Annotated in this window: 18 protein-coding genes and 1 tRNA gene; 11 read left to right on the top strand and 8 right to left on the bottom strand. The window is 42.6% G+C overall.

All coding sequences use genetic code 11. The features are described from left to right. The first annotated feature begins 4 nt into the window (after positions 1–4). Positions 5–1672, top strand: a complete 1668-nt coding sequence (locus NBH15_RS01325) for a RagB/SusD family nutrient uptake outer membrane protein (RefSeq protein WP_128132778.1) — start codon at positions 5–7, stop codon at positions 1670–1672. An 85-nt stretch (positions 1673–1757) separates the two neighbouring features. Beyond that, positions 1758–3551 carry an FAD-dependent oxidoreductase gene (locus tag NBH15_RS01330; protein ID WP_244050401.1) on the top strand — a complete coding sequence of 598 codons (1794 nt, stop codon included), beginning with the start codon at positions 1758–1760 and terminating at the stop codon, positions 3549–3551. A gap of 66 nt (positions 3552–3617) precedes the next feature. Here NBH15_RS01330 and NBH15_RS01335 read toward each other — a convergent pair. From NBH15_RS01335 to NBH15_RS01345, 3 genes are all read right to left on the bottom strand, one after another. Then, positions 3618–3691 (bottom strand) — tRNA-Ile (locus NBH15_RS01335). Between the two features lie 80 nt (positions 3692–3771). Next, a protein-coding gene (prfB, locus tag NBH15_RS01340) for a peptide chain release factor 2 (RefSeq protein ID WP_122326787.1) occupies positions 3772–4897 on the bottom strand; the annotation gives its coding sequence in 2 pieces (ribosomal slippage) (positions 3772–4833 and positions 4835–4897; 1125 coding nt in all). A gap of 52 nt (positions 4898–4949) precedes the next feature. After that, positions 4950–6758, bottom strand: coding sequence for an AMP-dependent synthetase/ligase (locus NBH15_RS01345; protein WP_128132777.1), 1809 nt, complete (start codon positions 6756–6758; stop codon positions 4950–4952). 220 nt (positions 6759–6978) lie between these two features. Between NBH15_RS01345 and NBH15_RS01350 the strand changes: the two genes are divergently transcribed. Next, positions 6979–7305: a PadR family transcriptional regulator gene (locus tag NBH15_RS01350; protein WP_128132776.1), complete on the top strand. Its 327-nt coding sequence runs from the start codon at positions 6979–6981 to the stop codon at positions 7303–7305. Between the two features lie 12 nt (positions 7306–7317). Then, positions 7318–8415, top strand: a complete 1098-nt coding sequence (locus NBH15_RS01355; protein ID WP_250821811.1) for a PspC domain-containing protein — start codon at positions 7318–7320, stop codon at positions 8413–8415. A 210-nt stretch (positions 8416–8625) separates the two neighbouring features. On the opposite strand, the gene NBH15_RS01360 is transcribed toward NBH15_RS01355, so the two are convergent. The 3 genes from NBH15_RS01360 to NBH15_RS01370 form a co-directional block, all read right to left on the bottom strand. After that, positions 8626–9021 (bottom strand): HIT family protein, encoded by a 396-nt coding sequence (locus NBH15_RS01360; protein WP_244050402.1) that lies wholly within the window; start codon positions 9019–9021, stop codon positions 8626–8628. A gap of 11 nt (positions 9022–9032) precedes the next feature. Next, positions 9033–9503, bottom strand: a complete 471-nt coding sequence (greA, locus tag NBH15_RS01365) for a transcription elongation factor GreA (RefSeq protein ID WP_009860750.1) — start codon at positions 9501–9503, stop codon at positions 9033–9035. Between the two features lie 195 nt (positions 9504–9698). Beyond that, complete coding sequence (locus tag NBH15_RS01370) at positions 9699–10856, bottom strand: TlpA disulfide reductase family protein (RefSeq protein WP_244050403.1); 1158 nt, start codon at positions 10854–10856, stop codon at positions 9699–9701. 203 nt (positions 10857–11059) lie between these two features. Here NBH15_RS01370 and pnp point away from each other — a divergent pair, with 203 nt between their 5' ends. Then, complete coding sequence (pnp, locus tag NBH15_RS01375) at positions 11060–13282, top strand: polyribonucleotide nucleotidyltransferase (protein ID WP_128132773.1); 2223 nt, start codon at positions 11060–11062, stop codon at positions 13280–13282. A 484-nt stretch (positions 13283–13766) separates the two neighbouring features. Here pnp and NBH15_RS01380 read toward each other — a convergent pair whose 3' ends face one another. Next, positions 13767–15407 carry a fumarate hydratase gene (locus NBH15_RS01380; protein WP_244050404.1) on the bottom strand — a complete coding sequence of 547 codons (1641 nt, stop codon included), beginning with the start codon at positions 15405–15407 and terminating at the stop codon, positions 13767–13769. A 162-nt stretch (positions 15408–15569) separates the two neighbouring features. Between NBH15_RS01380 and NBH15_RS01385 the strand changes: the two genes are divergently transcribed. From NBH15_RS01385 to NBH15_RS01395, 3 genes are all read left to right on the top strand, one after another. Continuing rightward, entirely contained in the window at positions 15570–17804 is a 2235-nt protein-coding gene (locus NBH15_RS01385; protein WP_250821812.1) for a T9SS type A sorting domain-containing protein, read from the top strand. 304 nt (positions 17805–18108) lie between these two features. Further along, the gene (locus tag NBH15_RS01390; RefSeq protein ID WP_009860742.1) at positions 18109–19800 is read left to right on the top strand and encodes a tetratricopeptide repeat protein; all 1692 of its coding nucleotides are present in this window, start codon (positions 18109–18111) and stop codon (positions 19798–19800) included. Between the two features lie 171 nt (positions 19801–19971). Next, the gene (locus NBH15_RS01395; protein ID WP_128132772.1) at positions 19972–20622 is read left to right on the top strand and encodes a hypothetical protein; all 651 of its coding nucleotides are present in this window, start codon (positions 19972–19974) and stop codon (positions 20620–20622) included. A gap of 54 nt (positions 20623–20676) precedes the next feature. Here NBH15_RS01395 and typA read toward each other — a convergent pair whose 3' ends face one another. Beyond that, positions 20677–22473 carry a translational GTPase TypA gene (gene typA / locus NBH15_RS01400; protein WP_128132771.1) on the bottom strand — a complete coding sequence of 599 codons (1797 nt, stop codon included), beginning with the start codon at positions 22471–22473 and terminating at the stop codon, positions 20677–20679. A gap of 171 nt (positions 22474–22644) precedes the next feature. On the opposite strand from typA, the gene rpsO reads away from it, so the two are divergent. The 3 genes from rpsO (at position 22645) to NBH15_RS01415 (ending at position 25320) form a co-directional block, all read left to right on the top strand. Continuing rightward, positions 22645–22914, top strand: a complete 270-nt coding sequence (gene rpsO, locus NBH15_RS01405) for a 30S ribosomal protein S15 (RefSeq protein WP_009860739.1) — start codon at positions 22645–22647, stop codon at positions 22912–22914. 150 nt (positions 22915–23064) lie between these two features. Next, entirely contained in the window at positions 23065–23649 is a 585-nt protein-coding gene (locus tag NBH15_RS01410; RefSeq protein WP_128132770.1) for a helix-turn-helix domain-containing protein, read from the top strand. Between the two features lie 15 nt (positions 23650–23664). Next, entirely contained in the window at positions 23665–25320 is a 1656-nt protein-coding gene (locus NBH15_RS01415) for an AMP-binding protein (protein ID WP_128132769.1), read from the top strand. The last annotated feature ends 72 nt before the right edge of the window (positions 25321–25392 follow it).

A 25392-nucleotide genomic window follows, 5' to 3' on the forward strand; every position in this document is an offset into this window, starting at 1 on the left:
TATTATGAAAAATCTTTTATACATATGCCTGGTAATAACAGGTCTATCTTTTTTCTCATGCGACAGTTCACTTGAAAAATATCCATTGGATAAACCCTCTTCAAGTACATATCCCAGTAATGAAACGGAGTTGGAAATGGCTTTGTGGGGATGCTACGGTTCTTTGTGGTTAAGCACTAACTATGGAATGGTCATGCCTGCTCTTTTAGATATAACAACAGATATAGCCTGGGAAAGAGCAGAAGTATCCATGCAATCAATCGGAAACGGTTCTCATGATGCCAATAACTCATGGTCCGAAGAGCTTTGGAAAAATTATTATATCAGCGTAGCACGATGTAACTATTTACTGGATAACATGGAACGGGCTAAAGCAGAAACAACTCCGGCTGTTTACGAAAGGATAAAAGGAGAGGTCCAATTCTTAAGAGCTTACTTTTATTTGATGCTGACCGAAACATGGGGAGATGTTCCGTTAGTAACAAAAACTCTTACTCTAGCAGAAGCCCAGATCCCCCAAACATCCAAATCTGCAATAGTCGATTTTATACTAAAAGAATTGGATGAAGCTATTCCGGTTCTCCCTGTACATATTGATGCCAATGAATGGGGGCGCATCAGCAAGGGAACCGCTCTTGCTATAAAAGCCAGGACCGCTTTGTATAATAATATGTACAATATTGCAGCCAAAGCGGCTAAGGAAGTTATTGACTCTGGTGAATATCAAATTGATGACAACTTTGAAAATTTATTCAAATCTGCCACCCAATCGAATAGTAAAGAAATGATGTTCTTCATTACTTATAAGGAAGGTTATCGAACCCCCGGAATAGTAAGAGGCTGTACATCAAGAATGGGCGGGGGCTACAGCAGTAAAATACCTGTCCAGGCCACAGTTGACTCATATGAATGCATTGATGGACTCCCTATAGATAAATCCTCTCTTTACGACCCTCAAAAACCATTTGAGAACCGAGATCCGCGTTTGGGATATACAATCGTCTTACCCGGTTCCGAATACATGGGATTTCAATTTGAGACTCACAAAGACAGTGTGGAATGCTGGAATTATAAAACTTCTCCAGCAAGCCGGGTCGCCAATCAGGATGCCTTAAATCCTTATGCAACTTTTTCGGGTTACATCTGGAGAAAATATAATGAAATATCAAAGCCTAGTGAATTAGACAATAGCGAAACGGCATTTATTATCATGCGTTATGCGGATGTTTTGCTCATGTATGCTGAAGCAAAAACCGAATTGGGAGAAATAGATAATTCCGTTTATCAGGCAATTAATGAAGTTCGGCAAAGAAAAAGCGTAAATATGCCTCCCATAACAAATAAAAATCAATCGGAACTACGTTCAATCATTAGAAAAGAACGAAAATGTGAGTTTGCATGGGAAGGATTACGATGGTCTGATATTCGCCGCTGGGGAATTGCGGAAAATGTCATGAATGAAGTTTTATATGGCAGACCTCCAAAAGACTATCTACATTCTGCTCCTAAAATCGATGAAAATGGAACGCCGGATTATAGTACAGTCTCCAATAAAAACGACATGCGCGTAATCGAACTCCGTTCGTTCAACAAAGACAGAGATTATGTACTCCCTATTCCAAGAATAGAAATAGAAACAAATACAGCATTAAAACAGAATCCTAATTACTAATGGGATTTACCGTTTTCCACTAATTCTACAGAGATAGCCCTTGCCTTTCATCTGGGCAAAGGCTACTCTTAAAAATCAATCGTATATGAAAGTAAAAAACTTACTCACAGTAGTCATAATGCTCTTTTTCCTGCCTGTCATATCTGCGTCCGGACAAATATGGGTGGAAGCAGAACAATTTCAGGAAAAAGGAGGATGGATCGTTGATCCTCAATTTATAGATCAAATGGGATCCGCTTATCTTCTGGCTCATGGATTAGGAAAACCGGTCCAGCCAGCCAGAACAATCATACAAATAAAAAAATCCGGAAATTATCATCTATGGGTTCGTACCAAAGACTGGGCTCCCTACCCTACAGGTCCCGGAAAATTCACTATCGCAATCGATAACGACACATTACCAATAGTCTTAGGGCAAGATGGTAATTCCTCATGGCATTGGGTATATGCAGGTGTCTCTATGATCGAACAATCAAAGATTACCCTGTCAATAAACGATTTATCCGGATTTGAAGGCCGGGTAGATGCCATCTATCTGACCCAAAAGAAAAATGACCAGCCACCGGCATCCAAAGATGCTCTAAAGTTGTTCAGACGAAAAATGTTACATTTACCAAAGCAACCCAAAGAAGCCGGAACATACGATCTCGTAATTGCCGGAGGGGGAGTTGCCGGTACATGTGCAGCCATCCAGGCTGCCAGATTAGGACTAAAAGTTGCTCTTATACAAAACCGGCCGGTTTTAGGTGGTAATAACAGCTCAGAAGTCCGGCTTCCTATGTCCGGAGACATCTATCATAACCTCTATCCTAAATTAGGACGTATCGTAAGGGAACTGAATACAGGTACTACCAATGAAATAGCCTCTGCAGATCAATATGGAGATAAAAGAAAACTGGACATCGTTAAAAATGAGAAGAACATTACTTTATTTCTTTCTACCCACGTTTATAATGTAGAAAAAACAGGAGATCACATAGCAGCAGTTCTTGCTAAAAATGTAGAAAATAATCAAGAACTCCGCTTCATCTCTCCTCTTTTTGCTGATTGTACCGGAGATGCAACTCTCGGTGTTGTCGCAGGAGCAGACTATAGAAGTGGCAGAGAAAGTTTTTCTCTTACCAAGGAACCTAAGGCCCCACAGACAAGTGACAGTTTAACAATGGGTACAACCAACCATTGGTTTGCCCGCTTCGAAGAAAAATCTTCGGAATTTCCTTTATGCCCGTGGGCTGTTCAATTCAGTGATGACTATCATTTAGAAAACACAGCCAGTGCCTGGTTCTGGGAGTCTGGCTTTTATAAAGATAAAGTCGAACAGGCGGAAGAAGTAAGGGATTACAATTTCCGGGTTATTTATGGGCATTGGTCTTACCTTAAAAATCAGAAAAGAAAACAATATTCCAACTGGAGACTGGAATGGATGTCATTCATTGCCGGAAAAAGAGAATCCCGCCGGTTAATCGGTGATCTGATCCTCTCAGAACTGGATATAAACAATCGGATACAATACCCGGACGCATGCGTTACAACAACATGGGGAATCGATCTTCACTACCCGGATCCCAAAAACAGTCAATATTATCCGGGAAATGAGTTTCTAGGCATAGCAGATCATAACCGGGAGTTCGAGCCCTATCATATACCGTACAGATGCTTTTACTCAAAAGACATCAATAACCTATTTATGGCAGGTCGTAATATCAGTGTTACTCATATTGCCTTGGGAACAGTCAGAGTTATGCAAACTACAGGAATGATGGGAGAAGTGGTCGGGATGGCAGCTTTCTTATGCAAAAAATATAATTGTTCCCCCCGCGATATATATACACAACATCTGGAAAAACTGATCCAATTGTTAACCGAAGAGTATGATTAAAATCATACTAAACAGAATAACAAAAAAGCGAATTATCTAATAATTAGACAATTCGCTTCATTTTCGTGGTCCCACTTGGGCTTGAACCAAGGACTCCCTGATTATGAGTCAGGTGCTCTAACCAACTGAGCTATAGGACCGGTGTTTCAGAGGCTTGCTCTGAAATCGGGTGCAATATTACGACTTTTAATCGGATTCTGCAAGTATTCTTGTAAAAACTTTACTTTTCAGCTGCTTCCTCACCGCCAAATTCCATCAGGTAAGCCTTGATAAATTCATCGATCTTGCCGTCCATGACACCATTTACGTCGGATGTCTGGTAGTTTGTACGATGGTCTTTGACACGACGGTCATCGAAAACATAACTGCGGATCTGTGATCCCCATTCAATTTTCTTCTTACCGGCTTCGATCTTTGCCTGTTCTGCCAAACGATGTTTCAATTCCTTATCGTACAGGATAGAACGCAACTGACGCATCGCATTTTCACGGTTCTTCGGCTGGTCGCGCGTTTCAGTGTTTTCAATCAGGATCTCTTCCTCCTCACCTGTGTAAGGATCTTTGAATTGGTAACGCAAGCGTACCCCTGATTCCACCTTGTTCACATTCTGTCCACCGGCACCGCCTGAACGGAAAGTATCCCATGAAATAGCGGCTGTTTCAATCTTTACCTCAATCGTATCATCAACCAGCGGAGTAACGAATACAGATGCAAAAGATGTCATTCGTTTTCCCTGTGCATTGTAGGGAGAAACACGAACCAAGCGATGCACGCCATTCTCACTTTTCAGATACCCGAAAGCATAATCGCCTTCAATATTGATCGTGACAGTCTTGATACCCGCCTCGTCACCTTCCTGCAAATTTGCAATGGATACTTTATAATTATGAGATTCCGCATAACGCAAATACATACGCATCAGCATGGAAGCCCAGTCCTGACTTTCCGTACCACCGGCACCGGAATTGATCTTGAGTACGCAACTCATCTGGTCTGCCTCGTCACGAAGCATATTCCGGAACTCCAGATTCTCTACCAGATCCAAAGCCTTGGCATAAGCCGCATCGACTTCATCTTCGGTGATAATCTCTTCTTTTACATATTCATAAGCCAACTGCAACTCCTCTGCTGCCGCATTTACCTCGTTGTAAAGTTCGATCCACTTCTTCAGTTCTCTTACTTTCTTCATCTGAGCCTCTGCCCGTTTGGCATCTTCCCAGAAGCCGGGGTCCTGTGTACGCAGTTCTTCTTCTTCTAACTGGATGGTCTTACCATCTATGTCAAAGATACCCCCTCAGCGCGTTCTCGCGCTCCAACACATTCTGTAGTTGGTCTGATGTTATCATAATCTTCTTCTTATTTTAAATTTTGTGCAAAGATAGGAAATTAATTGTCAGTTTACTCTGCATACATCGCTTCAATCTCATTCGCATATTTTTGCAAAACAACCGGACGACGTAACTTTAATGTATCTGTCAACTCACGCCCCTCCATCGTAAAAGGCTGAGGAAGTAGGGTGAACCGCTTGATCTTCTCGTAAGAAGCCAGATTTTTCTGATGTTCCTCAATATGCGACTCTATCAGGCGGATGATTTCATTACTAGCCAAAAGTTCTTCACGACTATTGTAAACAATTCCTTTTGTTGCTGCATACTCCTCTAAAAGAGGATAAGACGGCACGACCAGAGCACTAACAAACTTACGCTGGTCACCGATGACGGCAATCTGCTCAATATATTTATCACTGCTCATTTCCATCTCGATGGCCTGCGGAGCTATATACTTTCCATTTGAAGTCTTATAAAGATCTTTGATACGTTCTGTAAAGAATAACACATTTCCTTCCAAACGTCCGGCATCTCCTGTACGGAAAAAACCATCTTCCGTAAAAGAACGGGCATTTTCTTCCGGTTTATTGTAGTAACCGGTAGTAACAGTCTTTCCCTTTACAAGAATCTCTCCGTTACTTTCATCAATCTTCACTTCCACTCCCGGCATTGTTTCACCGATAGAACCAAACTGAAAACCTATTTCTGGATAAAAACAAACAGTAGCCGTCGTTTCACTCAAACCATAACCATACACTATAGGAATATTGACAGACTGCAAAAACTCATTGACAGTATCAGACAAAGGTGCACCTGCTACTGGGAATAAACGACCTCTCTCAATACCCAGAACTTTTTTCAGAAGTGTAAATACCGTTTTATTATAAAACTCAAATTTGGCTTTCAGACAGAATGACGGTTTGATGCCTTTATTCTTATATTCCAAATTATATAAACGTCCGGTTTCGATTGCGTTCAGAAATACTTTCTTCAAAAAAGGTGATGAAGAATTTATTTTCTCATGAACACCGACATATACCTTTTCCCAGAAACGCGGCACATTACACATTAAAGTAGGATGAATCTCCGGTAATGTCTTTTGTATCATCTTCGGATCCTGATTGATAGCGATCTTCACTCCCTTATGAAGGCAGTAGTAAGTCCATGCCTTCTCAAAAATATGAGTCAAAGGAAGAAAACACATAGATGTATCCTTGTCATTGACCATCGGCAAGCGGATATCATGAATACGCATCGCTTCCAGGTAATTAAAATGATGAAGAACGACCCCCTTTGATTCACCGGTCGTACCCGAAGTATACATAATAGTAGCTACATCATCAGAACTAGCCTCATTCATACGGATCTTTACAGTAGTCTCAGCATGTGCATTATCACCCAGACGCAGAAAGTCTTCAAAATAAATAGAAGTCTTATCTTCCGGATTCAACTTAACGGCCGGATCAAAAATAATCAGACGTTTTAAGACGGCAGATTCTTTTTGTACCTTAAAGGCATTGTTATATTGCAACTGTTCACCCACAAATAGCGTATGTATCTCCGCATCATTGATAATATATTCTATCTGAGCAGGAGAGTTAGTTGCATACATCGGGATAGAAATCACCCGGTTTCCGTATGCACCGAAATCTGTGAATAAACATTGCGGCATATTTTGAGAATAGATACCGATCTTTTCCTGTACTTCTATTCCAAACTCAGCCATAGCCTTTGCTGTAAGCATTACTTTCTCTGAGAATTCTCTCCATGAGATCTTTAACCATTTCCCGCTTTCATTATCACGGTATTTTAAAGCTGTACGTGAACCATACTTTTCAGCCTGTCTGTGAATTAACTCGGCATAGTGGTAATAAACCATAATTCTTCTTTTTGAATTGATACAACAAAAGTACGGGTTTCCTACTGAATAGCAACACTTTCACTCCTTTTTTTACACACAATTGCACTTTTTGTGCAAAAATGGATTCAGGAATACAGGCAGACCACCACTCGAAAGATGTTAAAATAGAATAATTACAGTAGCATGTATTGCATAGTACACAGGCAATACATATATTTGCAGCATAAAACTATAAGCGATGAATGCAGAGAACGTAAAATCACAGATGAGAAAGGGGACACTGGAATATTGTATCCTGTTGCTTCTCAAAAAAGAGCCGGCTTACACCTCTGACATTATTCAGAAGTTACAAGAAGCAAAATTGATTGTAGTAGAAGGTACTTTATATCCGCTCTTGACCCGTTTAAAAAACAGCGAACTGTTAAGTTATCAGTGGATAGAGTCTACGCAGGGACCGCCCCGTAAGTATTACCAACTCACTTCGAAAGGGGAAGAATTCCTCGGTGAACTGGAAAACTCCTGGCAGGAACTAAATAATACAATAAACCACATCAGAAACAATTAAAATTAGAAAACAATGAAGAAGACACTTACAGTTAATTTGGGAGGAACTGTTTTCCACATTGACGAAGATGCATACCAGTTACTGGATAAATATCTTTCTAATTTACGCATACATTTCCGTAAAGAAGAAGGTTCCGAAGAGATCATGAATGATTTCGAAATGCGTATTTCGGAGTTGTTCGGCGAACGAGTACGCCTGGGACATGAGGTGATCACGATCGAGCATGTAGAAGAGGTGATCAACCGCATGGGTAAACCGGAAGAGATATTTGAGGAAGAAGCTGAAGAAGAAAAAGAGAACACTAAAAAACGGACTTATCAAGAACAGGTCATTACCGGCAAGAAAAAGTTGATGCGTGACCCGGACAACCGGGTAATCGGTGGTGTTGCAGCCGGTATTGCGGCCTATATGGGATGGGATGCTACCGCCGTCAGACTGGCGATGATCCTGCTGTTATTCATTCCGGTCGTACATTGGATGGCTATACTATATATTGTTTTATGGATGGTCATGCCGTTGGCCAGAACTGCCGCAGACAGATTGATCATGAGGGGTAAAAGCGTAACGCTTGAAACCATCGGACAAACCGTCACCGACGGATTTGAAAAAGTCAGCAATAACGTAAACGATTATATAAGTTCAGATAAACCAAGAAGTTTTTTTCAGAAAATAGCTGATCTGTTTGTCACGGTATTCGGCTTTCTCTTAAAATTCGGAGCAGTCCTGGTAGGTATCATTTTGCTCCCTCCTCTTTTGCTGGTTGTATTTATACTGTTTGTTGTAACGGTAGCCCTGATTGGAGGAGGTGCAGGAATGCTATACCAACTTTCTCCTTTCGGAATGGATCTCTACAGCGGAGTCCCCGTTTATATGGCGGTTTTAGGTTGTATCGGCATCATCTTACTGATCGGAATACCTGCAATAGCATTGCTTTTTGCCATATTCGGACAATTATTCAATTTAAAACCGCTGCCTAACCCGGCAAAATGGACTTTGTTCGTCATTTGGATACTTGCTCTTATTGGAAGCATTATTTACTTTGTAAATCTAGGTTTACCGGCGCTTAGCCCGTACCTATGGCATAACTCTAATTTTTCAATACATATATAAGGAGATAAAAAGATTTGTTTATAATTTGTGTGTTTAAAAAAAGAAGGCCGCTCTGTCTCAGAGGGGCCTTTCTTCTAAGGTTAACAAATTTATGAGTAAAAACCACTAATGAATCATTTAAAAAACCACTATTTCTGCCGTTTTAAAACTAAGCAGAAATAGTGGTTACAAATATACGTATTATTTCCAATAAAAAAAGCCTTTGGCCAATTATTTGTACGCTTTTCTTATCAAGGCAGCTACCGCCGCCAACTCATCCTGAGTTATTGTCATTTTCTTACCACCAAAACACATATCCGATTCCTTTGTTATAGGGATTAAATGAATATGTGCATGAGGCACTTCCAATCCCATTACAGCTATCCCTACACGCTTGCAGGGAATAGCCGCTTCCTGAGCACGGGCCACACGCTTGGCAAAAGCCATCATTCGCCCTAACAATGCGTCTTCCAGATCAAAAATATAGTCAATTTCTTTCTTCGGAATCACTAAAGTATGCCCTTTTGCAACCGGATTAATATCCAGGAAGGCAAAGAATTCTTCGTCTTCCGCAACCTTATGGCAGGGTATCTCGCCAGCCACTATTCTACTGAATATTGTTGCCATATCTTATTGTATTAAATTGATATATCCATTATTTCAAAAGTCATCAATCCGGATGGCACTTTGATTTCTACCACGTCTCCGACTTTCTTTCCCATCAGTCCTTTCGCAATCGGTGTGCTCACGGCAATCTTTCCTTCTTTCAGGTTTGCTTCCGAATCGGAGACCAATGTATATGTCATTACCATATTATTCTTCGTATTTTTGATCTTCACCTTATTCAGAATCTGAACTTCGTCAGTCTGAACACGTGATTCATCTATCAGACGTGCATTAGATATCAGCCCCTTCAACTGGGCCAGTTTTGCTTCCATAATGCCTTGAGCCTCCTTTGCAGCGTCATATTCTGCATTTTCAGACAAGTCACCTTTATCCCTGGCTTCAGCAATCTGGGCAGAAATTTCAGGACGCTTCACGGTTTCCAAATAGTTGATTTCAGCTAAAATCTTATTGTAGCCGTCTTCTGTCATATAACTAACAGCCATACTAAATCCTCCTAATTATTGATTTAAAAATTAATATTTATTACTGCATAATAAAAAAAGAATCCCGACCAACAACCTGGCCGGAACTCCTTTTTCTCTTTATTTTAGACATTGCAAAGATAAGACATCTTTTCAAGATGCACAAACCCTCACAAGTGCTTTACAACATATAAATCTGATTGTTAGCGTACTATATTAAAGTACTGCCTTTACATCTACTGCCAGATTTTTCACGTCATCCACCCGTTTAACCAGATTACCTTTGCGGTCAAGGATGAAGATCGCCGGGAGTTGTTTCACATTATACAATCCGGCTATCTGAGAGTAGACAGACTGCGGATCACGAACAGCTACCCAAGGTAGGTTTGAAGCCGCATTCTTCCAGAAGTGAGCATCAGAGTCCAGAGACACCTGATAAATATCCAAGCCCTGACTATGATACTGCGTATATAATTCACCCAAAGCCATATTCAATGCCGGGGACCATTCAGCCTGATAAGCTGTAAAATTAATAATAACCGGCTTTCCTTCTGCCACAGAAGATAGTTTAACCACCTCCCCTTTCAGATTCGGCAATTCGATATCCAGAAAACTCACTTCAGTCGTTTTCACATCATCCAGATTTACCGGACGCTGTGCACGAAGCACCTTCATAGACTGCAAAGTCAGGTTGTAAAGATGTTTTGAACGGGGACTTCCCGGATAGAAATGATCGTAACTGGTAGCCACTGCTCCGTAAGCCTTTACATCATTTCTGTCATAGAGGTCAAAGAACAATAGTCCGTCGATCTGCTGAAACAAAGCAAAATAAGCAGCTGTCGACATCGGGGCTGCATAAATATATTTACGGGCCACATCCTTATAAGCCTCTGCTGTTTCCAAAATTCTTGCACGGTATGTCGTATCTGCAATATGCTTATCCTCATATTCTTTACGTAAACGACCGATCGCCTGGTTCGCATCCAACTGTGCCAGGGTGATCGCTTTGATCGCTTTACTGTTTTCAGATCCTTCAACGGAATAAGAAGTGGCAAACGTTCCGGCATCAGCAGCAAAAGTAACCGTTTCAACCGAGTCGATCGCAAAATTTATCAATTGATTATTCAGACGCAAACGATAAAAATCCGGAAATTCCGGACGTTTATGGGTAAACTTGAATTTACCGGCAGCAGTCAGTTTCACCGAATCCAACAATTCGATATTTGATATGCCCACATTCTCCAGATACATTGTCTGGCCGTCGGCTCCGGATACAACTCCCTTCACTGTAAAATCCGATGCCTTGTTACATGCAGTAAACAACAGCATACAAATTCCGAAAATAACCAATAATTGCGCAGATATTTGTTTCATCCTTTTTTCTTTACAATGTTCGTAATTCCGATGCAAATATACATTATTTTACAATTGTGGCACTATTATTCTCAAAATCTTCCTTTTATTTTTATAAAAAAGGGCTTTTCTGATGTTTTTTATTTTCATTTTCATGTGTTTACAGGTAAACTTTCATTACATTTGCACCAATTTTTACAGATAGAAAAATAAGAAAGAAGATTATGCTTAATCCAATTAACAAGACGATCGAGTTGGCTGATGGAAGAACCATCACCATCGAGACCGGGAAATTGGCAAAACAGGCGGACGGTGCGGTTACCGTACGTATGGGCAACACTGTGTTGCTGGCTACTGTTTGTGCCGCTAAAGATGCAAATCCCGGTGTTGACTTTATGCCGCTGCAAGTTGAATACAAAGAAAAGTACTCCGCATTTGGCCGTTTTCCCGGAGGTTTCACAAAAAGAGAAGGAAAAGCTTCCGATTATGAAATCCTGACATCGCGCCTCGTTGACCGCGCTTTGCGTCCGTTATTTCCGGACAATTACCACGCTGAAGTATATGTAAACGTTATATTGTTCTCTGCTGACGGCGAAGACATGCCGGATGCATTGGCTGGCTTAGCAGCTTCTGCTGCCCTGGCTGTTTCAGATATACCTTTCAACGGACCGATTTCTGAAGTACGTGTAGCCCGTGTGGATGGAAAATTTATTATCAACCCGACATTCTCAGAATTGGATAAAGCAGACATCGATATGATGGTTGCTGCAACAATCGACAACATCATGATGGTTGAAGGCGAAATGGCTGAAGTACAGGAATCAGACATGCTGGATGCTATCAAAGTTGCACACGAAGCTATCAAAGTACAGTGCCAGGCTCAGCTTGAACTGTCGGAAGCTTGCGGCAAACTCGTTAAACGCGAATACTGCCACGAAGAAAATGACGAAGAACTGCGCAAAGACATACACGAAAAATGTTTCGCAAAAGCATATGCCGTTGCAACATCGGGTACGGACAAACACCAGCGCTTCGATGCTTTCCAGGCAATCATAGAAGAATATAAAGCTAATTTCTCTGAAGAAGAACTGGAAGCTAAAGCCGAAATGATCGGCCGTTACTACCACGATGTAGAGAAAGAAGCCATGCGCCGCGCTATCCTTGACGAAGGAAAACGCCTGGACGGCCGTAAAACAACTGAAATCCGTCCGATCTGGATCGAAACGGATTATCTTCCGGGACCTCACGGATCAGCAGTTTTCACACGTGGCGAAACTCAGTCACTGACAACCGTTACACTCGGTACCAAAGCCGACGAAAAGATGGTTGACGACGTACTGAACCACAGCAAAGAACGTTTCTTATTACATTATAACTTCCCTCCGTTCTCAACCGGTGAAGCAAAAGCATCACGTGGCGTAGGACGTCGTGAAGTCGGCCACGGGAATCTGGCCCACCGCGCTTTGAAGCGTATGATCCCGGAAAACTATCCATATGTAATACGCGTAATCTCCGATATCCTCGAATCAAACGGTTCTTCTTCTATGGCAACTGTTTGTGCAGGTACACTGGCTCTGAGAGACGCCGGCGTTCCGATGAAGAAACCGGTTTCAGGTATCGCAATGGGTCTTATCTCTGAAAACAAAGGTCAGAACTATGCTATCCTGTCGGATATCTTAGGCGACGAAGACCACCTGGGAGACATGGACTTCAAGGTAACAGGTACAGCAGACGGTATCACAGCTACCCAGATGGATATCAAGGTTGACGGTCTGTCATACGAAATCCTTGAAAACGCATTGGCTCAGGCAAGAGAAGGCCGTATGCACATTTTGGGTAAAATCATGGAAGCTCAGCCGGAAACACGTGCTGAACTGAAACCGCACGCTCCGCGCATCGAATCAATGACGATCGGCAAAGAATTTATCGGCGCAGTGATCGGCCCGGGTGGAAAGATTATCCAGGGTATCCAGGAAAAGACCGGTGCTGTTATCACAATTGAAGAAGTTGACGGTGTAGGTAAGATCGAAATCTCCGGAACAAACAAAGATACGATCGATGCTGCTATCAGAGCGATCAAAGGTATCGTTGCCGTTCCTGAAATCGGTGAAGTATACGAAGGAAAGATTTCTTCTATCATGCCTTACGGTGCATTCGTTGAATTCATGCCGGGTAAAGACGGTCTGCTTCACATCTCTGAAATCGACTGGAAACGTCTGGAAACAGTTGAACAGGCAGGCTTGAAAGAAGGTGACACGATCTCAGTTAAGTTGGTAGACATCGATGCTAAAACAGGTAAGTTCAAACTTTCCCATAAAGTATTGCTTCCGAAACCGGAAGGTTACGAAGAACGTCCGCCAAGACCTGAAAGAGGTCCGAGACCGGAACGTGGCGACCGTGGCCCTCGCCAGGATCGCGGAGACCGCAACAACCGTAACGATCGTTAATAGACAACTTTCTTATACATTTATATATAAAGAGCTATCCTGCGAAGGGTAGTTCTTTTTTTTGTACTATCCGGAAATAAAAATACATCTATTAGAGATAAGCCCTGTTTTTCAATTTGTTTTAATAAATAATGATTATATTTGCGACCAGATAATCAAGTAGCAAATGTACAAACAGAAAAGGAGTACCTTCCTTATTTTAATCACTCTTCCCCTACTGCTGTTCGTTTACAACTGTAAAATGCCTCTCATTCAATTTGGCTGTCGACAATTATGCGCAGGCCTGTTGACAATTGTGGGCTAGCCTGTCGATAATTATCAGCAGGCCTGCGCATAATTGTCGGCAGCCAAATACATAAGGGAATCAATCGGAAAAGATCACTATGAATAGGCAACAACAAGGCAAGGAAAAGGAGAAAACAGAAAGAAAAAGCCCGCCCCGAATAAACGGAACAGGCCTTTCACCTCTTATAATAAGTTGTTCTTATTTGCTACAGGAGCAACGCGGCTTCAATTGTTTGAAGAAATCGTTGCCTTTATCGTCTACCAGAATGAAAGCAGGGAAATTTTCTACTTCAATCTTCCAGATTGCTTCCATACCCAGTTCCGGATATTCCAGACATTCTACTTTCTTGATGCTTTCCTGTGCCAGGATAGCAGCCGGACCACCGATACTTCCCAGATAGAAACCGCCATGCTTCTTACAAGCATCTGTTACCTGCTGGTTACGGTTACCTTTGGCAATCATAATCATGCTACCGCCATTGTCCTGGAACAAGTCGACATAAGAATCCATACGGCCGGCTGTTGTCGGACCGAATGAACCGGAAGCCATTCCGGCCGGAGTCTTGGCAGGACCTGCATAATAAATAGGATGATCCTTGATATACTGAGGCAGATCTTCGCCTTTATCGATACGTTCTTTCAGTTTTGCATGGGCAATATCACGACCAACCACAATCGTTCCGCTCAGCGAAAGACGGGTGGATACCGGATATTTAGTCAGTTCTTTCAGAATATCGGCCATTGGCTGGTTCAGGTTGATCTTTACGGCATCGCCTTCACCAGCATTACGCAACTCTTCAGGAATCAGGCGACCTGGATTAGAATCCATCTTTTCAATCCAGATACCCTCTTTATTGATCTTACATTTGATATTACGGTCAGCAGAGCAGGAAACTCCCATTCCTACCGGACAGGAAGCACCGTGACGCGGCAGACGAACGATACGTACGTCGTGTGCATAATATTTACCACCGAACTGAGCACCCAAACCAATGTTATGAGCCGCTTCCAAAACTTCTTTTTCCAGTTCGACATCACGAAAAGCACGGCCATACTCGTTACCGCTTGTAGGCAGGTTGTCATAATAATGAGTAGAAGCCAGCTTCACGGTCAGCAGGTTCTTTTCTGCTGAAGTACCGCCGATAACGAATGCAATATGATAAGGAGGACAGGCAGCTGTACCTAATGTTTTCATTTTTTCAACCAGGAACGGAACCAATGTTGCCGGATTCAGGATCGCTTTTGTTTCCTGGAACAGATAAGTCTTGTTGGCAGAACCACCACCCTTCGCTACACAAAGGAATTTATATTCCATACCTTCAGTTGCTTCGATATCGATCTGTGCAGGCAGGTTACATTTTGTATTCACCTCGTCGTACATATTCAACGGTGCATTCTGTGAATAACGCAGATTTTCTTCCGTATATGTTTTGTAAACACCCAGAGAAAGCGCTTCTTCATCACAATAGCCGGTCCATATATGCTGGCCTTTTTCACCGTGGATGATAGCCGTACCTGTATCCTGGCAGAAAGGAAGCTGGCCTTTAGCTGAAACTTCGGCGTTACGAAGGAAAGTCAATGCTACGAATTTATCATTGTCGCTTGCTTCCGGATCGCTCAGGATTTTAGCAACCTGTTCGTTGTGGGCCGGACGAAGCATAAAAGCCACATCGCGGAAAGCAGCATTAGCCATCGCTGTTAATCCTTCTTTTGCAATCTTCAGAATCGGTTGTCCTTCAAACTCGGATACCGACACATAATCTTTTGTAAGCAGATAATACTCTGTTGTATCCGGTCCCAGTGGAAACGGTTCCTGATACTTGAAAGGAGGTGTTGCCATATCTTTATTATTTAATTATGTAATATTGGTTTTACAATTTCAGAATCATTCTTTTTCGCTTCGCAAACTTAGACAAAAATCACGAAATACGGGAGTGGTTTCACAAATTTGTTCGTAGTACAGGAAGAATTAATTAAAAGAAAAACATATATTTGCATGAATATGAAAAAGCTAGTCACTCTTTTTTTCCTCTGCCTGTTGGTATCCGCCCATTTAACAGGACAGATCAGTCACGGAGGCAGACCACTTCCGATGACGATACTCAGTACCCGCTCAGGAAGTATGTTTCAAGAAATGCCTGCTTTTGACATCGCTGAACAATTACGAATCGACTCACTCAACGAAAGCGATTTGCGCAGTAGTTTTCATTTTGCCTATAAATTCATGACCGATTTTACTCCGGATAACTCTGGCAGCTGGTTTACACAAGCCGACGGCACCCGCGTATGGCGACTGGGCATTCGATCGGCCGGAGCCTATTCGATCAATGTATTGTTTTCTGAATACGAAATTCCGGAAGGAGCCCAGCTCTTCCTGTACAATCCGGACCAGACACATATATTAGGAGCATTCAACCACTTGAACAACTCCAAACTGGGCATACTTCCCGTCTCTCCGGTACAAGGTGAGGAATTAATTATCGAATATCAGGAACCGGCTAATGTTCCGTTTCATGGCAAGCTAAAAGTGGGTGAAGTAAACCATGACTATCGTAATATCAGAGGATACGAGCCGCAAGAATATAGCAGGACGTATCTCGGATGCATAAAAACACTGGCCTGCCTGCAAGAAAGTACGGATAAATATAATGAGATAGGCCGAAGCGTCGTCCTGCTCATTATCAATGGAACTGATTTTTGTACCGGTACATTAATTAATAATACATCAAACGACGGTACACCTTACCTGTTAACAGCATCCCATTGTTTGAACAAGCAGTTCAGCATTGAGAATCCGGACTATGAAATGATTGCAAGCAATATCGTCACCTATTTCAATTATGAAAGTCCTCTATGCGAACCGATCATGAGAGGTACGGAAGAAATGTCGATGGCCTCCACCCTCTTCAGGGCAACCAACGAACAGACCGACATGGCCTTACTGCAACTGATGGAAACACCACCGGCTTACTATCAGCCATATTATGCCGGTTGGAATGCCAAAGACCAGGGCACTGCCCCATACGTGGGAATCCATCATCCGGCGGGCACCGTAAAGCGACTTAGCACGACAGAAGAAGTCGAATTAACAACGTTCAACTCTTCGATAGGAAACTTTATAAAAAACGGGCACTGGCACATAAAGGAATGGTCGGACGGAAGCACGGCCGGCGGTTCTTCCGGTTCCGGATTATTTGACAGCAACGGCTTAGTTATCGGAGGCCTGTCCGGAGGATATTCTGACTGCCCCCGCCCTTATGATGATTTCTATTTCGCCTTAAGCCAAAACTGGGAAATATCTCCGGATGCCGACAAACAATTAAAAATATGGCTCGACCCGGCAGGAACAAACTCCGGACGGACCTGCAAGGGACTTGATCCTTACAGTGCAACCCCATGTCTGCGCCTGAGCAACATAAAGGAAAGCGGAAAAGCCAACACGATAGAATCAACACCTCTCCCTTCACCCGGTACAGGTCCAGCTTTCGGCAACAACTCACTGGGGATGAACGAATTTGCCGAAGCCTATAAAATAACGGGCAACGCTAAAATATACGGCACATACATCGTAAATCCGGCTATAAGCAAGATGAGTGACCTTGAAGTAGAAATCACCGTCTACAATGGCTCGGATAAACCGGAAACACTATTACACAGCGAATCATTCAGTCCTTCATTCGTAACGCTCAATGACAAAAGTGCTTTTATCGATTCTACCAAGCCGATGAACCGCGACCAGGAATCATTTATAACCTTCAAAGAGCCAATCGATGTGTCCGGTAATTTCTTCATCGGATACAAGATCAAATCGGCTGCCGGCAATACCTCTTTTTCGGCATTCAATCTCCCAAAAGGAGAAACAAGTAAAAATACCGTATGGATCAATTATAAAGGCCAATGGATAGAAGCTACCAGCCATCCGGCTTCCCCGATGAGTACTTCCTTATTCATCGACCCAGTCATCCAATACAATACGGCATCAGCTAACACTTCCATTAACGAAAGTAATCCAATCCGCATATTTGTGGAAACAGCTACCAAAGTAATTCATGTCCTGCTACCGGAAACAATCCGTCAGGCACGGTATTCAGTGCTGTCGATGGAGGGAAAAACTTTACAGAACGGCACTGTTCATTCGGGACAAAACATCATCACCGCTACAACGGCCACGTCAGGTATCTATCTGATACAAATCAGCTACGGAAACGAATGTTTTACTCAAAAGATTTTATTTTAATCAAAAATACACAATAAGAAAACAGCCGGCAGAAGCCGATAAGATAAAGAGATGAAAGCGAAACACTATAAATTAACTAAATTAGTACCGGATGGAAGCTATTAAAGCGTTCATAAATCCTGTCATTTATACTCTTTTTAGCAAAAAAAGGAGCCTGGATTCATTAATAAGTATTAATTAGAAAGATTTTATCGTATCTTTGCTATTCATAACAAAAAAATGCTTTAGTTTTGCACTTTGATGGCTAAGGGACAATTGAAAGTGAATATATAAACATAGTAACATTTTAAACTTACATCAAATTATGAACAAAAAGTTTTTATTGTCATTCTTTGTAATGGCAGCAATCTTAACCCTTTCTTCTTGTTCAAACAAGTTGAAACCGCTAGCTGAAGAGTACATCAAAGCTGAGCCGCAGCCGCTTGAGGCTATCGGAGGCAAAGTACCCGTGACTATCAACGCGACTTTCCCTGCAAAATGGTTCAACAAGAAAGCCGTTGTAACTGTAACTCCGGTTCTCCGCTATGCCGGTGGTGAAGCATGGGGAACATCTTACACTTATCAAGGTGAAAAAGTAAAAGGTAACAATCAGGTTATCGCTCAAAAAGAAGGTGGAAACGTAACAATGAAATCTTCTTTCACTTACAAACCTGAAATGAAGAAATCTGAACTGTACCTGACTTTCGATGCAAAGATCAAGAACAAGACAGTTAAATTACCGGACGTAAAGATCGGTGAAGGTGTAATCGCAACTTCTGAACTGGCTGACGCTGCTACTGCAACTGCTGCTATCGCTGCTGACAAATTCCAGCGCATCATCAAAGAAGCTCACGATGCTAACATCATGTTCCTTATCCAGCAGGCTGAACTTCGTGCTAAAGAGTTGAACTCTGATGCAATCAAAGAATGGAAAGACCTGGTTAAAAACGCTGACGAAGCTCCTAACCAGAATGTAGCAATCGAAATCTCTGCTTACGCTTCTCCTGATGGTGGTGTTAAACTGAACACTGGTCTGGCTGAAAGACGTGAAGGTAACACTTCTAAATACCTGAACAAAGAATTGAAGAAAATGAAAGTTGATGCTCCGGTTGACGCTCGTTACACTGCTCAGGACTGGGAAGGCTTCAAAGAATTGGTATCTGCTTCCAACTTACAGGATAAAGACCTTGTATTAAGAGTTATCTCTATGTACCAGGATCCTGAAACAAGAGAAAAAGAAATCAAAAACATCTCTGCTGTTTATTCTGATCTGGCTGAAACTATCCTTCCGCAATTGCGTCGTTCTCGTTTGACTGCTAACATCGAAATCATCGGTAAGTCTGACGACGAAATCAGCGCATTGGCTAAGAGCAATCCTTCTGAACTGAATATCGAAGAAATTCTTTATGCTGCTACATTAACTAACAACGACAGCGAAAAGATGGCTATCTATACAAAAGCTTCTGAACTGTATCCTAACTGCTACCGCACTTGGAACAACATCGGTATGATGGCATTCAAGGCTGGTGACCTGGCTAAGGCTGAACAAATGTTCAACAAGTCTAACTCTGTTAAGGCTAACAACGAAGCTAACATGAACTTAGGTTTGATCGCTCTGACTAAGGGTGACCAGGCAAAAGCTCAGCAATTGTTCGGTAACGCTGCAGGTGTTGCTGAATTAGGCGAAGCTCTGGGTGTTCTTTATCTGGAACAAGGCGAATATGCTAAAGCTGTTAACTCTTTCGGTTCTGTTAAGACTAACAACGCTGCTTTGGCTCAGCTTTTAGTAAAAGACTACAGCAAAGCTTCTCAGACTTTGAACGCTGTTGCTAAACCTGATGCAACTACTTCTTACCTGAAGGCTGTTGTTGCAGCACGCACAAACGATGTAAACGCAGTTATCAGCAACCTGAAAGCTGCTATCGCTGCTGACAAAGCTATGGCTAAAGAAGCTGCTATCGACCTGGAATTTGCAAAATATGCAACTAACAGCGATTTCGCTAGCTTGGTTAAGTAATTAGTATATTACACAATCCTATAATAGAAGCTGCCTCCGTAAAAAGAGGTGGCTTTTTTATTTCTACCAAAATCATAAGGAGATAACAATTTATTCATTTTTAGCTGTTTAGTATTGCATTTTCAGTATTATTTTCCTATTCTTGCATATGCTAAGCTTAATCATAATATTATGAGTAGATTCATTATTATACTATTATTGGCTATTATCTCCGGAAGTAATAAGTTGGCTGCACAAATCGACAGTGCACAATTCTTGTTGCGCAGCTTCGAAAACGGATATGTATATTACAAAGATGGCAGGACATTCAATGTGCCACTAAACTATAGCCTGCTCATCAAAAAATTCCTTTTTCAGGACCAACACGACAATAACAATATCAAAGAGTTCTCTGAACCGGATATGGTGGCTACCATCAAGATAGGAGAAAGGATCTTTCTTCCAACGAAAGACGGGGCCACCGAAGTGCTACAAAAAGATCCTCCTATTTTCGTCCAGTACAGAGGTGCATTAAAATGGGAAGGCAAACAGGTCGGTTACGGAGGGCGTTCGGAAACATCGGCGGTCGACTCCTATTCCTCTTTCCAGTCAGGAAACACGACCCATAAGCTGGAAACGGAAAAGCTGATTCTCAGTCGTATCGACAAAATATTCCGGATAGAACGTAACGGGAAACAATTCAGGTTCCTCAATGAGAAGCAATTCCTCAAAGCGTTCCCCGACCATAAAGAAGAACTAAAGAAATATGCCGATGACAATAAAACGGATTTCAACGAGATTGAAGACGTACTGCAGATTTACAATCATGCAGTAACTTTATAAAAAAACCGGATACACAAATGCATATCCGGTTTCCCATTATATATTTCAACAGGTTTATCTACCCTGACGTTTGCGTTCTGTTTCGTCCAGAATAATTTTACGCATACGCATATAATTCGGAGTGATTTCTACATATTCGTCTGCCTTGATGTATTCCAAAGCATCTTCCAAACTGAATACAATAGGGGGAGCCAATGAAACTTTATCGTCAGAACCCGAAGCACGCATGTTCGTCAATTTCTTTGATTTCGTTACGTTTACAACCAGGTCACCTTCTTTTGTGTGTTCACCAACTACCTGACCGGCATAAACATCTTCCTGTGGAGAGATGAAGAAACGCCCGCGAGACTGAAGGTTATTCAATGCATAGGCAAATGCCGTACCTGCTTCCATGGCAATGATGGAACCGTTGTTACGACGTTCGATATCTCCCTTCCACGGTTGATATTCCAGAAAGCGGTGAGCCATAATCGCTTCACCGGCAGAAGCTGTCAAAACTGCATTGTTCAGACCGATGATACCACGTGAAGGTATATTGAATTCAAGATGCATACGGTCGTTCTTACTTTCCATCATTGTCATCTCACCTTTGCGCTTTGTCACCATATCGATGATACGGCTGGAAGATTCTTCCGGGAGATTGATAGTAAGCTGTTCAACCGGTTCGCATTTTACACCGTCAATTTCTTTAATGATTACCTGCGGCTGGCCGACCTGCAATTCGTATCCTTCACGACGCATCGTTTCAATCAACACAGACAAGTGGAGCACGCCACGGCCATATACCAACCATGAATCAGCTGAATCGGTAGGAACCACACGCAAAGCCAGGTTCTTGTCCAACTCTTTCTGAAGACGTTCAAAGATATGGCGTGATGTAACGAACTTACCATCTTTACCGAAGAACGGAGAGTTGTTGATGGTAAAGAGCATAGACATCGTCGGTTCATCGATTGCAATCGTAGGCAGCGGTTCCGGCTCATTGATATCAGCAATAGTCTCGCCAATCTCGAAACCATCGATACCAATCACGGCACAGATATCGCCGGATTGAACGGATTCTACTTTCGTACGGCCCAAACCTTCAAAGATATCCAACTCCTTAATTTTCGATTTTACCATCGAACCGTCACGTTTGCACAACATAACTTCCTGACCTTCGCGTAACTCACCACGGTGAACACGGCCTACAGCGATACGGCCTACATATTTGGAGAAGTCCAGCGATGTAATCAACATCTGGGGAGTTCCTTCCAATACCTTCGGCTCCGGAATATATTTGATGATAGCATCCAGCAATGCATAGATATCTTCGGTCGGCTTCTGCCAGTCTTCAGACATCCATCCCTGTTTAGCGGAACCATAGATTGTCGGGAAATCCAACTGTTCTTCGGTTGCATCCAGGCTGAACATCAGGTCGAACACCATTTCCTGCACTTCCGACGGACGGCAGTTCGGCTTGTCTACCTTATTAATAACTACGATAGGTTTTAATCCTAATTGAATTGCTTTTTGCAGCACGAAACGTGTCTGAGGCATCGGGCCTTCAAAAGCATCTACCAACAGCAGGCAACCGTCGGCCATGTTCAATACACGTTCTACTTCACCACCGAAGTCGGCGTGACCCGGGGTATCAATAATATTGATTTTGCAATCCTTATAATTAATAGATACATTCTTAGCTAGAATAGTGATACCTCGTTCACGTTCCAGGTCATTGTTATCCAGGAACTGGTCCGGCTCTGCCTGTCCTTCACGGAAGAGCTTACCGGCTAATAACATCTTATCCACGAGCGTCGTTTTGCCGTGGTCTACGTGCGCGATAATCGCGATGTTTCTGATTTTTTGCATCGAAGACTAATTTATTGGCTGCAAAAGTACGACATTTTTACGATATGTATGTGATATTCATGTTGCAAAATATAAAAAAGATACTGAAAAGAGTTGTCAGACAAAAAAGTTATGCATATCTTTGTCGCCGCTTAGATAATATAGTATCAATTTATTAAAGTAAAAAGAATCATGTATTTAGATTCAGCAAAGAAAAAAGAATTATTCGAAAAGTATGGCAAATCAGCTGCCGACACAGGTTCTGCAGAAAGCCAAATCGCACTGTTTACAGTTCGTATTGCACATTTAACAGAACACTTGAAAGCTAATCACAAAGATTACAGCACTGAAAGAGCTCTGAAAATGTTGGTTGGTAAACGTCGTCGTTTACTGGATTATCTGATTAAAGTTGATATCGAAAGATACCGTGCTATCATCAAAGAACTTGGTATCAGAAAATAAGAAACTACTTCGCAGGAAGTTACAAAAGGGCAACTCTCACAAGGGTTGTCCTTTTTTTCTTTCAGTAAATTACATGGTAAAATAAAATATTAATGTAAATTTGCGGCGTTCAGTTACAAATTAAAAGATAATCTAAAAATAAACATACTTATGGGAAACAACAAAATCATCGGAGCCAAAATTAAAAGTATCCGTGAATCAAAACAACTCACTGTTGAGGAAGTTGCCGAACGTTCCGGCCTGAGTACAGAACAAATCGAACGTATAGAAGGTAATGTAGATTTTCCTTCACTGGCACCTCTTATCAAAATAGCACGGGTACTCGGTGTCCGTCTGGGCACATTCCTTGACGACCAATCCGAACTCGGCCCGGTTATCTGCCGCAAAAAGGATAGTAATGACTCCAATAGCATCGGTTTTACCAACAATTCGATGGAAAACCGCAAACATATGGAATACCATTCACTGTCGCAGGATAAATCCGGCCGCCATATGGAACCGTTCCTGATTGATGTTTCCCCTTCGGAAGATGGCGTTGATTTTGTTCTTTCCACACATGAAGGCGAAGAGTTCATTTATGTACTGGAAGGCGTACTTGAAATAAACTACGGAAAGAATACCTATATATTGGAAGAAGGCGACAGCATCTATTATGATTCGATTGTTGCTCACCACGTTCATGCCGCTGCCGAAAACACGGCTAAAATCCTTGGAGTTGTTTATACCCCGTATTAATGTTAAAGAAAGGATATGGAAATACAACTGCAAGATAAGACATTAGGCCAATGGCTGGAACATTGGGCCGAAACGACGCCGGACAAGGAATACCTGGTTTATTCCGACCGCGACCTGCGTTTTACATGGAAAGAATTCAACGAACGTGTCGACCGGATGGCAAAAGGCATGCTCTCTATCGGCATCGAACACGGCACCCATGTCGGTATCTGGGCAACGAATGTACCCGACTGGCTGACATTCCTTTATGCTGCCGCCAAAATCGGAGCCGTAGCCGTTACCGTCAACACGAATTATAAACAGAACGAGTTGGAGTTTCTGGTAGAGAATGCCGATATCCACACCATGTGTATCACCGAAGGCGTATTTGACGGCAGTTACATCGATATGATGTACACCATGCTTCCCGAACTAAAGGAATCGCAACGCGGCTATCTGAAAAGCAAACGCTTCCCGAGACTGAAAAATGTCGTTTATATCGGCCAAGAGAAATATCGCGGTATGTATAACACGCCGGAGCTGTTATTGCTGGGCGAAAATATAGAAGACGACAAACTGGAAGCTGCTAAAAAGCTGGTTGACTGCCACGATGTTGTCAATATGCAATACACCTCCGGCACGACAGGCTTCCCGAAAGGGGTTATGTTGACGCACCATAATATTGCGAACAACGGTTTGCTGACCGGCGAGCATATGAAATTCACCGCAGACGACAAACTCTGCTGCTGTGTTCCTCTTTTCCATTGCTTCGGTGTGGTGCTAGCTTCCATGAACGTGCTGACACACGGTTGTACACAGGTTATGGTCGAAAAGTTCGACCCGCTGGTGGTACTGGCCTCTATCCATAAGGAACGGTGTACGGCACTTTACGGTGTACCGACCATGTTCATTGCCGAACTGAACCATCCGATGTTCCCGATGTTCGACCTGACTTCACTCCGTACTGGTATCATGGCAGGTTCGCTCTGCCCGGTAGAACTGATGCGCCAGGTGGAAGAGAAGATGTTTATGCGTGTAACCAGCGTTTACGGTCTGACGGAAACATCGCCCGGTATGACCCATTCACGTATCGACGACCCGGCAGAAGAACGTTATAATACTGTCGGACGCGACTTTGAATTTACGGAGGTGCGTGTTATCGACCCCGAAACCGGCGAAGAATGTCCGGTTGGCGTACAGGGAGAAATGTGCAACCGCGGTTACAACAACATGAAAGGTTATTATAATAATCCTGCCGCCACAGCCGAAGTCATCGACAAAGACGGCTTCCTGCATAGCGGCGACCTCGGCGTAAAAGACGAAAACGGCTTCTACCGTATTACCGGACGCATCAAGGATATGATTATCCGTGGCGGAGAAAACGTTTACCCGCGTGAAATAGAGGAATACCTTTATCACCTGGAAGGAGTGAAAGACGTTCAGGTGGCAGCCGTCCCGTCCAAGAAATACGGCGAAGAAGTCGGCGCTTTCATCATCCTGCACGAAGGTGTTACAATGACGGACGACGTAGTGAAAGACTTCTGCCGCGGCAAGATAGCCCGCCACAAGATTCCGAAATATATCTTCTTTGTCGATACCTTCCCGATGACCGGTAGCGGCAAGATTCAGAAGTTCAAGCTGAAAGACCTCAGCCTGAAACTGCTGGCCGAACAAGGGATTACTCCGGTATAAAACGAAAACATATTAAAAGTACAGGGCTTTTGCCCGGCAAAATAGCCGTTGATACTAATCAACGGCTATTTT

The sequence above is a fragment of the Parabacteroides caeci genome (assembly GCF_023656795.1).
In the GTDB taxonomy this organism is placed as follows: Bacteria; Bacteroidota; Bacteroidia; order Bacteroidales; family Tannerellaceae; genus Parabacteroides; species Parabacteroides segnis.